Annotated in this window: 12 protein-coding genes; 3 read left to right on the top strand and 9 right to left on the bottom strand. The window is 69.5% G+C overall.

Annotation, left to right across the window (positions count from 1 at the left end; all coding sequences use genetic code 11):
- The gene (tap, locus tag OHU35_RS41505; protein WP_405504033.1) at window positions 1-2,223 is read right to left on the bottom strand and encodes a telomere-associated protein Tap; all 2,223 of its coding nucleotides are present in this window, start codon (window positions 2,221-2,223) and stop codon (window positions 1-3) included.
- A 270-nt stretch (window positions 2,224-2,493) separates the two neighbouring features.
- Between tap and tpg the strand changes: the two genes are divergently transcribed.
- Window positions 2,494-3,048, top strand: coding sequence for a telomere-protecting terminal protein Tpg (gene tpg, locus OHU35_RS41500; protein WP_405504034.1), 555 nt, complete (start codon window positions 2,494-2,496; stop codon window positions 3,046-3,048).
- A 19-nt stretch (window positions 3,049-3,067) separates the two neighbouring features.
- Here the strand turns inward: tpg and OHU35_RS41495 are convergent, their stop codons facing one another.
- From OHU35_RS41495 to OHU35_RS41485, 3 genes are read right to left on the bottom strand one after another with little or no spacing between them, the layout of a single operon-like run.
- Window positions 3,068-4,144, bottom strand: coding sequence for a hypothetical protein (locus OHU35_RS41495; RefSeq protein ID WP_405504036.1), 1,077 nt, complete (start codon window positions 4,142-4,144; stop codon window positions 3,068-3,070).
- A 13-nt stretch (window positions 4,145-4,157) separates the two neighbouring features.
- Complete coding sequence (locus OHU35_RS41490) at window positions 4,158-4,901, bottom strand: AAA family ATPase (protein ID WP_405504037.1); 744 nt, start codon at window positions 4,899-4,901, stop codon at window positions 4,158-4,160.
- Window positions 4,901-5,440 carry a Mu transposase C-terminal domain-containing protein gene (locus tag OHU35_RS41485; protein WP_405509433.1) on the bottom strand — a complete coding sequence of 180 codons (540 nt, stop codon included), beginning with the start codon at window positions 5,438-5,440 and terminating at the stop codon, window positions 4,901-4,903. The genes OHU35_RS41490 and OHU35_RS41485 overlap by 1 nt, the downstream gene beginning before the upstream one ends.
- A 358-nt stretch (window positions 5,441-5,798) precedes the next feature.
- Between OHU35_RS41485 and OHU35_RS41480 the strand changes: the two genes are divergently transcribed.
- Window positions 5,799-6,200 carry an effector-associated constant component EACC1 gene (locus OHU35_RS41480; protein ID WP_189729981.1) on the top strand — a complete coding sequence of 134 codons (402 nt, stop codon included), beginning with the start codon at window positions 5,799-5,801 and terminating at the stop codon, window positions 6,198-6,200.
- Between the two features lie 3 nt (window positions 6,201-6,203).
- Complete coding sequence (locus OHU35_RS41475; protein ID WP_405509133.1) at window positions 6,204-9,032, top strand: trypsin-like peptidase domain-containing protein; 2,829 nt, start codon at window positions 6,204-6,206, stop codon at window positions 9,030-9,032.
- 404 nt (window positions 9,033-9,436) lie between these two features.
- Here the strand turns inward: OHU35_RS41475 and OHU35_RS41470 are convergent, their stop codons facing one another.
- From OHU35_RS41470 to OHU35_RS41450, 5 genes are all read right to left on the bottom strand, one after another.
- A complete protein-coding gene (locus OHU35_RS41470) occupies window positions 9,437-10,384 on the bottom strand; it encodes a hypothetical protein (protein ID WP_405509131.1) in 948 nt (315 codons plus the stop codon).
- A complete protein-coding gene (locus OHU35_RS41465) occupies window positions 10,385-10,984 on the bottom strand; it encodes a hypothetical protein (protein ID WP_405509130.1) in 600 nt (199 codons plus the stop codon).
- 483 nt (window positions 10,985-11,467) lie between these two features.
- Complete coding sequence (locus OHU35_RS41460; RefSeq protein WP_189729984.1) at window positions 11,468-12,166, bottom strand: nitroreductase; 699 nt, start codon at window positions 12,164-12,166, stop codon at window positions 11,468-11,470.
- Between the two features lie 276 nt (window positions 12,167-12,442).
- Window positions 12,443-13,177, bottom strand: coding sequence for an NAD(P)-binding domain-containing protein (locus OHU35_RS41455; RefSeq protein WP_359895780.1), 735 nt, complete (start codon window positions 13,175-13,177; stop codon window positions 12,443-12,445).
- A gap of 104 nt (window positions 13,178-13,281) precedes the next feature.
- On the bottom strand, window positions 13,282-13,875 hold the full coding sequence (locus tag OHU35_RS41450) for a TetR/AcrR family transcriptional regulator (RefSeq protein WP_189729988.1): 594 nt from the start codon (window positions 13,873-13,875) through the stop codon (window positions 13,282-13,284).
- Window positions 13,876-14,149: the final 274 nt, after the last annotated feature.

Below are 14,149 nucleotides of genomic sequence, written 5' to 3'. Positions count from 1 at the left end.
CTACTCCCCGCTGTCGACGTCGGTGACGGTGCCGTCCTTGATGTACCGGGCGAGGTTGAGCTCCGGGGCGTTGAACCGCTCGCGGACGCCCTCGCCCCACAGCACGCTCTGAGTGCCCTCGTGCTTGACCAGCCCGGGGTTGACTCCGAGTTTGAAGCCGCCGGGCAGCGGCTTGCCGTCCCGGTAGGGAAGGAAGTCCAGCGGGGAGGGCCCGTCGGAGGCGTAGACGGCGCAGTCCGAGAGGATCGCCACCGGGTACTGACCGGTGAAGGCGGCGTGCTTGACGATCTTGCGGTGCATGTTGATCCGGGTCCGGGAAATGACGGCGGCGCGGATGTCGGGGCGCCAGGTGGGCCGGGCGAGGGCCCGCCACGGCTGCCCGGGCTTCCAGCCCTCCCCGCGCGGGCGCTCGCGCAGCTTGCCGATGCCGCCCTTCACGGTCGCCTTGATCGCGGACACTACGACCGCCAGCTGTGGGTCACGCTGCCGGTAGCCGTCCATCGCTGCGAGGAACTCTTCCGGCGCCAGGTCGGCGCCCACCCCGAGGTCGGCCATCGTGGCGAGGTAGGCATCGCGCAGCCGGTTGTACCAGCCGTCCAGGTAGCGGCCGTTGTCGTGGCGGACGTACGCCTCGATCGGCGTCACGTCGTAGCCGAGCTCCACCGCGTACGCCACGGTCGGCGTCGCGTACCAGGCCGGACCCGCCGGGCGCTCGCCCTTCGGCGTGAACGGGCTCGGCAGCAGACTGCCGTCCAGCTCCGCCCACTTGTCCTTGGCAACCTTCACCCTCGACAGGTCGACGTGGGACAGGTCGACCAGCCAGGAGCCGGGCAGTTTCGCGTCGAAGACGGGGTTCTTGACGTGCGTCGGCGCGCCCAGGCCGACCGTGAGGCCGTTCGCGCCGGCGGCGAAGGCCATGTTCACATCGATGCCCACCAGGTGAGGGCGCAGGCATTCGGCGTCGGTGAGCGGGCGCGCCCAGTCGTACGCCTCCTCCACCAGGACCTCCGCCGGAGTGCGGTGGTGGAAACGCGGCAGGTCTGCGAGCAGCGGGTGGCCGTCGGGGGCCTCGCACGGTGCGCAGTCCACCGGCTCCTTGCCCAGCGAGCCGGGGTTGTGCTCGGAGTGCCGCTTCCCCGTCTCATCGGGTTCGGAGGCGCGGGTCGGCGGATGCAGGGCGGTCATCAGCTCCAGGCCTGTGACGGCGGTGGAGCCGCGCGGCGTCATCACCCGGGCCGCATACGTGCCCAGCAGCCGGGCCAGATCCGCCGGTGGCAGCTGCCCCGTGTTGGCCCAGTGCCGGGTGTCGAGCGCGTCCCACGACGGGATGCACAACTGCACACACGCCCGCTCCGAACCCTGCGCGGGGCGGTAGATCCTCGCCCATGGTCCGAAGCCACGCTTCGTCAGCTGCCAGTTGGCGCGCGTCAACTGCTTGATGACCTTGTGGCTCTCCGGAATCCGCCCGGCCAGGCGCTCCTCTTTTGTGAGCGTGACTGGCAGGCCGTAGTGCTCCAGCGCAGCCTCCGTGAGTACGAGCAGCGGATCGCCGTCCTTGCCCGGCCCGGACAACTTCGGCTGACCGAGCCGCCCCTCGCTCAGCGTCCACTCCACCAGGGCCGCAATCGACTTCGCCGGTACGCCCAGGACCAGGCCGCCGACGCAGTACGCCCGCACCTGACCATCTGCGTCGACGTCGACGACCGCGAGCGGCCCGTTCTCGAACCGCGTATCGACACCACCGGCTGGGCTGCCGACGGGGACGGTCTTACGCGCGGGCGGCCGACGCGATGTCGGCCTGGTCGTGGTCACCGGATACGGCACAGCGGCGGGGCGCAGCGCGGTGTCCTCGGAAACAGGCTCCGGGATCCGGTCTGCGGGTTCGGTGCGAGCTTTGGCTGGTTCAGCGACCGATGGCGCAGAAACGGCCGGGACGGCAGGCGTCCCGGGGACCGCCGTGTCCCCAGAAGGCACCGGGACGTTGGCGGGGTAGAGCTGAGCGAGCTGTTTCAGCAGGCGGGCGTAGGCATCACGCTCCGGCGGCCGCGGCTCGGTCTTACCGGCCTCCCAGCCGCTGACCGTCGCCCGCCGCACCTGCAGTGCGGCGGCCACCTCATCCAGCGTCAGACCGTGCGCTTGGCGCAGCCGTTTGCGTTCCGCCGGGGGCGGCAGCGTGGAGCGGGACGAGACCAGCGCGTCGACCGCGTCGAACAGCTCGGACATACAGAACCTCCTACCCAGACTCTAGCGTGAAGCGCATATTTCGCGTACCAAACGCGTACGGATAGCGTAAATGCGGTTGGGGTGTTCACGGTTGCTTCGGGAAGGGCGTTCTCAGGCTTGGGTTACTGCTGGCTCTGTAGCCGAGGGCCGCAGTTGGTGTCCTGGCTATGCCTGAACTGACCGAGGAGAGCGGCTTGGTGTGAGAGATCTGGGAGGGCAGACGGCCGCCGTGCACCATCCATCGCGGTGGCAGAACGCTCGGGGGCGACCATGGGTGAGATCGTCAAAGGGCTCGAGCGGGCGTTACTGACCCGTCCCGTGCCTACGAGGGATGCCGCTGTGCGTTGCCTGCTCAGGGCGGAGAAGGGCTCCACGAAGAACGTAGCTCTCCTCCTGGGGATCTCCCAGCGCACGGTACAGAGGTGGGTCACCACCCGGCCGGGAATGCGCCGCCGTCCCAGTGCTGTGCATGCGGGGCTGATCGATGAGGCCGTCAGGGCACGGTGGCAGCCCCTGGTGCGCGCCCGCCGAAGGGCCCGGGCCGAGGCCGACGGGTTTGTCTTCCACACCAGGGCGCGGTTCGGATTCGCCGCTCCGGCAGGCTCGTCGGACGATCCGCGAGTACGGCTGATCACCCAGTACCTGTCGGGAGAAGTGGCCCGCGAGCTGTTCGCCGCCCGGGACGCCGGCGGGGGCGAGCAGCAGCAGATTGTGATCCTCGCCCGTGCTCTGGGGCATGCCTACTTCCGGGATGGAGGCCGACGCGCCCACGGTCTCGGGATCGCCTTCACCGACGTGGAGTTCGCCGATTTCTCCATCGACTGACGTGCACCTGGCTTCGGGCTCAGGACGAGGGCGGGATCTGGTGCCGTGTCAGCATCGCGTCGTAGCACTGCGCTTCCTTACGTTCACGCCAGTCCCACTGGATACGGCCGACAGGACCAGTGCGCTGGCTGGCGGGCGGCTGGGTCGGGCGGAGCCTGGCCGCCTCCGCCACGCGCAGGCGGTCGTGGGGGCCGGCCAGCAGATGCTGGTCCTGGCCAGGAGCGAGCCGGGCGAAGCAGGCGGCGGCCTTCAGGAAGACGCGCGCCCACGGCGGCACCCGGTGCGAGGCGCAGCCGTCGGTGTAGCGGGCGCGGTCATGCAGGGCCAAGGCGGCCGAGGCGTCGTCGTAGTCGCCGGAGACACCGGTGAAGAGCGCCGCGGCGAGCGCCGCGGCCAAGCGGGGGTGGGCGGTCACGGCGGCCAGGCGTCGGGCGACTTCCCGGGCTGTCTGCTCGGTGAGCGGTGCGGGTGCCGGGCGGTGCCGGAAGGTGATCGCCGGCGGCGCGCACGGGGCGGTACATGGAGCAGGGCTGTCGTAGGAGACGAGACGGTCCAGCACGGGCAGGGTGAGCCACCGGTCAGCCGGTCGGGCGGGCTGGTCAACAAGCTGGGGTACGGGGGCGGTCGCGCCGAAGTAGTGGCGGCGGGCGGCCTGGAAGTCGGCGGTGACGCAGTAGTCGGCCGTCTGCAGCGCCTGGTGCAGGGCGGCGGGCAGATGGGGGCGGTGGCAGACCAGCGTCAGGTGGATGCCGGTGAGTGCGCGCAGCTGCAGGAGGCGCATCGTGCGGCGGGCGGTGAGGCGGTGGGCGCGCAGGACGGTCAGCCGGGTGACGGGCAGGGCAGTGATCCAGGCGGCGGCGGCTTCCCAGGCGGGCTGACGGCCGGCGGGGAAACGCCCCGGGAGCAGGGGCGGTTTGCCCAGGGCGGCGAGAAGGTCGTGGGCGAGGCCGGTCTCGCTGGTGGTGCCCGGGCCGGGGTGCAGGGTGATCCGCCCGGAGGACGGATGGTGGGCGACCATGGCTGTATGCGTGTGGACCGCATCATCGCCCGCGTCGATGACCACGGCGACGGACGGCGGGGGCACGGCGGGCGCCATGGCGGCGTGGTGGTCAGGCAAGGCGGCTGAAGGCCCAGCGCAGCAGCTCCTGATCCACACGGGAGCGGCCGGTGCGGGTCAGAGCCGTGCGGGTGTGGGCGGTCAACTGGGCCCACGCGCGAAAGTTGCCGTGCGCGGCGTGCTGGTCGGCGAAGGCGATGTCGTCGGGATCGGCGTCGGCCCACACCGGATGGAACAGGGGAATGGCCTCCAGGACCTCGGCGGGGGTGAGGCGGGTGAAGTGCTGCCAGATGAAGATGCGGGAGGACAGCATCGGTTCGCGGCGCAGCACCGTGTGGCAGCCCTCGCCGCCGACAAAGATGACCGCGAAGCGGGTGGCGGGCTCGTCCCACAGGTAGCGGAAGTATTCGAACGCCTCCCCGTTGAGCCACTGGGCCTCGTCGACCAGGAAGGTGCGGGGGTGTTCGGCCAGGGCGTTCTTGAGCAGGCGGTCGAACTCGCTGGGGTGGCGGGGCGGCTCGCCGGGCAGGTCGAGGGCGGTGAACAGCTCGTAGCGCACGGCCCGGGCGGTGGGGCGGGCGCGGAAGGTGACCCGTCGGACGTCCTCTGCGGCTTCGAGGTCGTGCAGGCAGGTGTTGACCGCGAGCGTCTTGCCGTGGCCGGCGCCGCCGTGGATGCACATCATGGCGCGTGCGGCGACGGTGTCGGTGATGTTCTCCCGCGCGGTGAGCAGGGCCCGGGTGGTGACGACGGCCGCGTCGGGCAGGTCGACGTACTGGTAGGTGGCCGCGGTCATCAGGCGTCTCCTGCGGGTCGGGAACCGGGCTCCGGCGCAACGTCCGCCGACGGGTCTGCTGGAACGGCGGCGGGCGGGGGCGTCGCGGTGCTGGCCGCAAGGGTGGGCGAGGTGCGCCAGTGCGCCGGAGGCGGGGCAGGCGGGATCAGGTCGGGCAGTGCCAGCCGTGCGACGTCGGTGTTGTCGGCGGCGGCGAGTTCACGCTCGGCCTGGGCGGCCGTGACGGCACCCAGCCGCTGGGCGGGCTCCGCACTGGTAGTGGGGGCGAATCGCTGACGTCGCAGGCGTTCGGCGGCCTTCGCGTCGGCACGCAGGCGCCGGGCGCGCTCCGCACCTGCCTCGCGCAGCGCCTGCAACTGCTCGGAGGTGGCCGCGTCCGCGAGGTGCGCCGGGCCGAGGTGGTGGCCACGGGCGTCGCAGACCTCGATCTCGTGGTCGTGATGCGGCATGCAGCGCACGCGGACCTGGCGGCCGGCCTGGCCGGTCATCCACGCGGCGGTATAAGTACGGCCGCGCCAGCTCACGCCGTGGCTGGTCAGCTTCCTCGGCCGGCCGTCGTCCTCGAGGGTGAAGGCCCACAGGCCAGCGGCGGGGATGTCGGTGACAGGGGTCGGATCGGCCTGCCACGCCTCCAGCGGCGTACGGGTCCTCGTCGCCCCCCGCAGAGAAACCGCGCCTGGCCGAGATCCGCGACAACCTCGCCGACCGGATCGCCGAAGCCCAACGTGAGGGATGGCTGGGCGAAGTCGAAGGACTCTCCGTCAGCCTCGCCGCCGTCGAGGAAAAGCTCGACCAACTTGACGCACAACAAGAACGGAGGGACTCCCCGGTCTTCCTGGGGATCCCCACGTTCAACCAAATCGCTGCTCGCCTCAGCAACCGCGATAACCTACGCCCATGGAGCTTGCCTTGAAGGTTGATGAGGTGGTCGGTGGCGAGTCAAAGGCTCTGCTCCGTTGGCTCCATGCGGAGCGAGACCTCCGTGGGCGCGCGCGGATGTTCATGGGAGGGACTCAGCCTCCGCCTCCGGGCAGCATGGGCGTCCCTCTGGAGGTCGTGAACGTCGTACTTTCTAACTCGATCGCCCTTGGCAGCCTGGTGACGACGTTGGTGGCCTGGCGCTCCAGCCGCCCGTCACCGCCGCCAGCGGTGCGCATCGAGGTTAACGGAGTGCCGGTGACCATGGACACCGACGACCCTGAGGTCATCCGTTCCCTCATCGAGGCGCTCCGCAGCGCGGACTTGGGCTCCGACTCCGGACCGGACACCTCCGACAGCGGTTCGACCACAGGCACCTGAGGTATGCGCGACCCCCTCTCCGTAGCCAATGCCTCAAACGTTGTACTCATCGGCTGCCACCGCTACACCGCACTGGAGGAATTGCCCGCTGTCGAGCGCAATCTCACCAGCCTCCGGGACATGCTGACCAACCCCCGCGTCTGGGGGGTGGGAGGCAGGATCGAGATGGTGCAACAACCGTCGGATGATCGCGAAGTCTTAAGCGCGGTGAAGCGCGCCGCGCGCAGCGCCCGTGACACTCTCGTCGTGTATTACGCGGGGCACGGCCTGATCGACCCGTTTACCGATGAGCTGTATCTGGCCCTCACGGAATCGCGCGAGGAGGAGCTGTACGTTGAACGAGCGCTTCGCTTCGAGCTTCTGAGGCGGGTCATCGGCAGCAGCGGCGCGGACAAGAAGGTGTTGTTGCTCGACTGCTGCTACAGCGGCCTGGCGCTGTCGGGTGCGATGGGTGGCGACGGCGCCACACACGCAGCCGACCACGCCATCGTGGAGGGCGTCTGCGTCATCACCTCCGCTTCGGAGACGGCTCGGTCTGTCGCACCGCCGCGAGAGAGGTTCACCGCGTTCACCGGCGCGCTTCTCGACACCCTCGAGATGGGGGTGCCGGGTGCTGGCGCATATCTCGACATGACGACCCTGTACGACACGATCAAATCCAAACTCGAAGTCCGGCGAATTCCTGAACTCGAAGCCCGGCGACTTCCTGAGCCGCAGATGCGGAACCGCAATACGGCGGGGCGGATCTGCATCGCCCGCAACCTCGCCCCTGCCCAGGCATCGCCTTCCTCGCCTGCTGAACGCCCAAGACCTTTGCCGCCGTCGGTAGATGGCCTGAGGCTGGAACCGTCACAAGTGCGGATCTACTCAGCCGATGGTGACGTGACCGGTTCCGGGTTCCTCATCGCCGCCGATGTGGTGTGTACCTGCGCGCATGTCGTCACTCAGGCACTCAGAGTGCCGGATACCACGGATCCGGCGGCCGACCAGCCCCTGGAACTCGACTTTCCACTGCTCAGCGGCCGTCCCAGAGCAGAGGCAAGAGTAATTTACTGGCGACACGATGAGGACGTGGCACTGCTACAGCTCGATACGGCAGTCGAGGGCACTCGGCCGGCTCCGCTTGCGAACGGGACCAGCGTCTGGGGGCACACGGTCCGGGTGCTCGGCTTCCCGCGCCACTTGGAGGGCGGCGTATGGGTGACGGGAGCACTACAGGCACGGACGGCAGACGGATGGCTGCAGGTGGAGACACCGCCACAGACGAATCGCATCACGGCCGGGTTCAGCGGATCACCAGCCTGGGACGAAGCGCAACGTGGCGTCGCCGGGATGGTGGTCGCCGCGCACCGCGGGGAGCCAACCGCCTACCTGTTGCCATATGCAGACCTGATCGCGTCTCTACCGGAGTGGTTCCGGCCCAGTGCGACGGGCTGCCCGTTCCCAGGGCTCACGGCGTTCGCAGAGGACGACGCGGAGTTCTTCTACGGCCGCGAGGCCGACACCGACCGCGTGCACGGGACCGTATGCAGGCAGCCGGTGACCCTGCTGACGGGGCCTTCAGGGTGCGGGAAGTCGTCCCTCGTGTCGGCCGGGGTACTGCCCCGCCTGCGGGCCGAAGGGATGAGCGTGTCCAAACTGCGGCCCCAGCCCGGCGAACCGCCGGCCTTCGCTCTCGCTTGGGTGCTGGCCGGCATCCTGGAGCCAGAGCTTGGCGAGGTCGAGCGGCTCGCCAAGGCAAAGGACCTGATGCGCTGGCTGGAGACGGCCGACGACGAGCCGTCACAGCTGCGACGGAAGGGTCTCATCCTCCCCGAAGGTTCCAGGCACGTCCTCTTCGTCGACCAGCTCGAGCAGTACGTCGACGCCGAACCAGACGCCGCACGCAGCTTGTTCAACCTGATCGCCGCCCTGCCGGGCCAGGACAGCCCGGCCGCACTGCGCATCGTCGTCACCGCGCGACCCGACTCGCTCCACGTGCTGGCGACGCCCCGCACATCAGACCTCATAAGCAACGCCGTGCAGATCCTCGCCCCGCTGGCCGGCGATGACCTGAAGCGAGCGATTACCGCGCCCGTCGACGCCGTGCCAGCGGTGATGTTCGAGCCGTGGCTGCCAGAACGCATAGTCGCGGACGCGGGCGATGAGCCCGGGCGGATGCCGCTCGTCCAGGTCGTTCTCGCTGAGCTATGGCAGCGCCGAACCGACTCGATGCTCACCCACGCCGCCTACGACTCCTTGGGCGGCCTCCCAGGTGCTCTGGTCATCCACGCGGAGCGCGTGCTCGCCGAGCTGACCCAGGATCAACAGGAGTGTGCCCGAAGGCTGTTCGTACAGCTCGCCCGCCCCGGCGACGGTGACACCTTCATCCGCAGATCCGCAGGAGCAACTGAGCTGGCACCCGAAGTCAGGAGTTTGGCCAAGACGCTGGCCCACGACAGGCTCATTGTCCTGTCCCACGCCCCGGGCGGCACCGGGCAAGAGGAGATCATCGACTTGCCGCACGAGGCGCTGACCAGGCTCTGGCCGCGCCTGCGGCATTGGCTTATCGATTCCCGGGATTCCCGTCTCTGGCAGGAAACACTACGGGCTGATCTGAAACGCTGGGACGCTCAGGGCCGCGACCCCGACCGCTTGCTGCACGGAGCCGACATGGCCCAGGCCTATCGCCGGATGGCATCGGATCTTGGAGACCTCTCCGTCGACGAGCGCGACTACATCCTGCTCAGCCTCAGCCATCACTCGCGGCGCCGAGTCCGGCTAAGGCAGGCCGTCATCGGGGCCGTGACCGTACTCACCGTGCTGGCCACGGTACTGGTAATCACCATTTGATCTTTTACGCGCACAGGTAACACTCTGGTCGGCGTATTCGTTTTCTGCCAGCAATCATGCATACGTCTCGCTGGGCGATGTCCCGGCGGAACCTGTCGTGACAGCAATTCTTTAAGACGCGGACGGCCGCACCCTGATCTTGATGAGTGCCGGCACCTCTGCAACGCCATCGCCCAGCGAAATCTCCATCCGAACTCGGGCGATTCACTTCAGCCCTGCGGGTCGGCCTGGTTCAGGGTCGTGGTCGGTGCCGTAGACCCGGCCGCGCAGCAGCTGCTCGTCATCATGGTCCATCCGCTCAGCCTTGCAGCCGCCACTGACGGCCGGGTCCGGTCGCGTCACCTGCGGAAGCGGGAGAGCCAGGTTCCGCCGGCCTTCTGCTCGGGCACGGCCTGGCCCTGCTCTTAATGCCGGTGCTCGTCCGGCCAGGCTTGCTGAAGGTCGGTGACGAACCGCCGGTCGCATTCCCCGCACAGAGACGGGCGGGGCTCTGAGGTAGCGACCCAGCCGACGCGCTCGGTCGCCTTCCACCGTTCGTCGGTGAACGCGGCACCGCACTCGGTGCAGACGGGACGGTGAGGCGAGCGCTGGAAGCCCTGCTGCTCTGCCCCACGACGCACCGGCTCCTGGTGCTCCTGCGCGCCAGCAGCGTGGCGTTCGGCGGCGATGGCCCTTTGCTTGCAGTCGTCGCACAGGCGCGGGTGGGAGTCCTTCGGGGCTCCCCAGTCCGTCGCCTGAGCCGCCTCCCAGCGTTCGTCGGTGAACTTCGCCCCGCAGCCGGTGCAGACGGGACGGCGTGCCTCGCGCTCGGCTGCCTGCTTCGCCGCCTGCTCCTGGGCCGCCCTCCGCACCTGTGCCTGGTACTCCTCCTGACGGGCTGTGGCCTCTTCCCGGGCACGGGCATCGGCCGCCCTACGCCGGGGATTGCCGATCGCTTCCCTCAGAGGCTGCATGTGGTCGCGGCCGAAGCGGAGGAGCACCGGTCCGGCCGGGCCGTGCTTGCTCAGGTTCCCCAGGCCGGTCGCAATGATCGGGATCCTGCCGTCGTAGTGGTGGTAACCGCCCTTCTGCCGCTCCCCCTGCCACAGGTGCCGGGTGAGTTCTGCCAGGCGCGGGACGGTGCGGTCGGGGTTGCGCTCGCCGAGGCGGTTGAACACCAGCAGGACGGGCGAGTGCGTCCCGTCGCCGGACCAGGTGTCCGGAGCGCTCCAGCGGGTGCGCCACATCGGGCGCTCCTTGCCGTCGGTGTCCTTCACCTTCCGCCGGAAGAACCGGGCGTACTTCTCCAGCTTGTCGGCAAGCTCCTCAGCACTCTCATGGCAGTTGTCGACCTCAATGAACAGCAGCGGCACCTAATCCTGCGGGGCGGTCAGGACGATGTCGGCCTGGGCGCCGCCCTTGCCGGGTGCGTTCCACGTGCCGGTGGCGGGCAGCGATACCTCGGTCCAGTACGAGGCGATGGTGCCGATGCTGTCCGGTGCGTCGACGGCGGCCTGGACATGCGGCGGGTCGACGGCGACGGCCATGTTCGGCTTCGGACGCAGCATCGCGATCACGGTCTCGTTGACGGCCATCGGGTGGGAGGCCCCGCTGGAACCCGCGCCGCGCGCGGTGGAGCCCATCTCCGTCACCGGACACCGCAGCTCGTAGGAGGCGGCTTGCAGGCCCTTGGTGGTCAGGTGCCGCAGGGAGTCCCCTGTCTCGGTGGAGCCGCCGTTCTCGGACAGGCCGTGCTTGCGCATGTCGGAGAGTGCGCCGGTGTGCGAGGCGGTGCGGGCCTGCTTCCGCTTCGACGGGGTCTCCTTGTCGGCGTGCCGGAAGGTCAGGTGGGGAGCGCCGATCCGCTGGATCTGATCAGCCGCGGCCACCTTCAGCGCCCCGAGCACGCGCAGCACGTCGCCGCGGTAGCTGTTCGTCGACCCCGCCGGGTTCTTCTTCCTCTTCCCCGCCATCAGCTCTGCTCCCTCGTTGCTCGCGACCGGCCGCCGGCCGACCGCCGCTGGCCGCGCCCGGCCTGGGAGAGCGTCCAGGCCCCCCGGAACCCGATGCTCACCCCCACTACAGACAACCAGAGGAGAAGAGAAGAGGGTTGTGACGGCGCAGTTTTCGCGCCGATCACCGCTCTGACAAGGGGTCTTCCTACGGCCCCGGGTGCCGGGCACCAAAGGGGATTCCTGAGTGCCTTTCGAAGTGGGCACCCAGGAAGGCCCCTTTGGCTTGCCCGCCACGGGCAGGCCTTCCGGTGTGGATCATCTGTCGGCTTGTCATGGTTACTTCTCCAGACCGGGCCATGAGAAACGGAGATTACCTCCGTTTACGTTCTCGAGAACACGGAGGCATCCTCCGAATGGTCAAGAGCCGTGCAGGCGCTGATCCCGGGCTGGCCGAGTGGCAGCCCGGGACCCGGTGCCGGATCGCTCCTGCGGGCGAAGGAGCTACGGCCTGTCGAGGATCCCCGGGGTGTCATGCAGGACCACGCTCCGCTGCAGCGGAACCCGCTCCGTGCGGAGCGTGTTCACCGGTGCCGCCGGGTCAGCCATGCCGAAGGAGATGCCGAACAGCAGCTTGAGCTCCGCGGGGACCCCCAGGAACTCGCGGACGGTGTCGGCGTAGACGCCGAGCACGGTCTGCGGGATGCCGGCCAGCCCGCGGGCCGCCAGCGAGAGCAGGAAGTTCTGCGCGTACATGCCGATGTCGCCGGCCGTCCGCACCCCGTCGCCGAGCTCTGGCATGAAGAGGAAGGCGACATGGGGGGCGCCGTAGAACTCCAGGTTCTCGCGGACCGCCGCCCTCCTACCGTGCCGGTCCGAGCGCTCGACGCCCCGGGACCGGTAGACACTCGCGCCCAAGGCTTTCGACCGCTCGAGGTAGATGCCCTCGCCATAGCCATCGGTGAAATCCGGGGAGGTCCGTCCCTCCTCCTCTGCCCGGAGCAGCTCTTTGCCCAGGGCGTCCCGCGCCGCACCTGAGACGACGTGCACCGTCCACGGCTGGGTGTTGCTGTTCGAGGGGGCCGTCTGTGCGTCTTCCAGCACGCCGCGGATGTCCGAAGGGGACAGGGCGGTGGGCAGGAACCGCCGGGGGGAGCGCCGGGAGCGTGCGATGTCGGTGAAGGGTGATGCGGTGCCGGGCAAGGCGGTTCCTCTCCATGGTGCGCAGTCGCCGCCACGGCGGCCGCCGCGCAGCGCAGTACGGCAGGCCACGCAAGGAGGCAGCCGACGTAAGGGCCGAGTGCGGACGCACCCTTGCGGGGACCGGCAGGCTTGCGGATGCTCGCAGGCAGCGGCGTGCCGGGACTGCAGGCCGCATCGCGGGGGACTGTGCGCTCTTCGTGTTCGTCTTGTTCGTTCGTGGCATGCCGGTGCTGCCGCCCTCGTGCCGTTGCGTGCACGAGAGCCCTGTCGGGTGACTCAGCGGTGGGCGGCGCGGTTCATCTCGACGACATCCTCCAGGGTGGCCGTGGCCGGGAGGGTGGCGAGGCGTTCGGGCACGCTGTCGCGGATGCGGGCGTCCTTGACGCGGTCGGCCGCGGCCAGGGCCACCGGCAGCTCGTCGAGGGTCAGCTCGGTGCAGTAGGCGGGGCTGTTCGGCTGCTGACGCCAGGAGTCGGCCAGCGGGCCGGCGTCGTAGGGGTCGAAGCCGGTGTCGTCCACGAGCTGCATGGCCACACGCCGCGCCTCCTCGGAGTCGCCGGCGACGGGGATGGCGATGCGGCCGGGCGTTCCGGCCGGGACACCTCGGGAGCGCTGGGTTTCGGCCAGGGCGGCGTTCCACGCCTTGACCACGGGGCGCCCCAGTTGCTCGGCGTTCCACACGCTCTCGACCTGGCCGTTGTCCACGGCTTCGATCTGCCCGTTGAGGTGGGGATAGTAGTTCGAGGTGTCGATGATCACCGTCTCGACGGGGACCGAGGCGAACAGGTCCGCCAGCTTCCCCGCCACCCCGAAGGGGATGGCCAGGACGATGACGTCCCGGTCCTGGACGGCGTCGGCGAGCTCCGCCGCGCGGGCCCCGGACTCCAGCACCTCTGCCCGGACGGCCTCGGGGCCGCGGGCGTCGGCCGCCTGAACGTCGTGACCGGCCGTGCTGAGCTTGGCAGCGAGGTTCCCGCCGATGGCGCCAGCGCCTATGACTGTAATTTTCATGATTTGTCCTTGTGGAGGTTGCACTGCCCCTGAGGGCGGCGCGATGTGACGGCTGGGTGGTGGTGCCACCTGGTGTTGCGGGGCCCGGTCGGAGGTCTGACCGTCTATGCCTGTGTGTCCCGCTCGCGGTAGCCGCTCGCGATGAGCGTGCGGAGCCGGTCGAGCGGCTCCTCCTCGGTGCCGTTGCCCTTGATCCAGGCAACGGAACAGGCCGCGAGGAACAGGTCGTGCCCGCGTACCGACGCGCGTACGCGCCCCGCGAGCTGCGCGGCTCGCACGTACTGATCGGTGGCGGAGATGAGGATGTCGCAGGGAATCGTGAGCGGGTTGTCCGGCTCCTGCGCCCTGGCCGCGGCCATGAGCGGGTCCGGTAGCCCGCTGAAGGCGCTGAAGTAGTCCTCCATCGCCCGCAGCCACTGCTCCAGCGCCTCGACGGGGTCGTGGAGCTGCTCGATGTCCGCCTGGCGGGACACCAGTTCTTCGGAGCGCGTCTGCAGCACAGCCGCCAACAGCGCCTCCCGGGTGGGGAAGTGCCGGTACAGGGTGGCGGGCCCGACGCCCGCCTCCTTGGCCACCGCCTCCAGGGAGGTGCCAACCCCGTGCTGCAGGAAGTGACGCTGCGCGGTCTCCAGGAGGGCAACGCGATTGCGCTGGACGTCCGCGCGGGGCTTGCGTCCCCGCTGTTCACCGGCGCTCATGCGCCCTCCTTCTGCTGCCTTGATCCTGCGACCGCATCAAAACGGATGCTGCCTCCGTATGCATCCGAGAGTAAAACGGAGGCGGCATCCGGTCAAATCACCGGCCCACGGAGCCCGGACAAGACAGGGGCTCGACATGTCTGGCCGTAGAGCGCAGGGCAAGAGCCGTGCGGAGCTGGGTGGGCGCGGTGCCGCACTTCCGGTTGCGACGACTTCCGGCGTCCTGGACCGTGACCCGCTTGTTCGGCCACTTTGCGCCGAACCCTGTCCCCAT

The sequence above is a fragment of the Streptomyces purpurascens genome, assembly GCF_045040895.1.
GTDB lineage: Bacteria > Actinomycetota > Actinomycetes > Streptomycetales > Streptomycetaceae > Streptomyces > Streptomyces purpurascens.
Note: the sequence above shows the minus strand (reverse complement) of the source record. Positions and strands in the feature narration are given on the sequence as shown.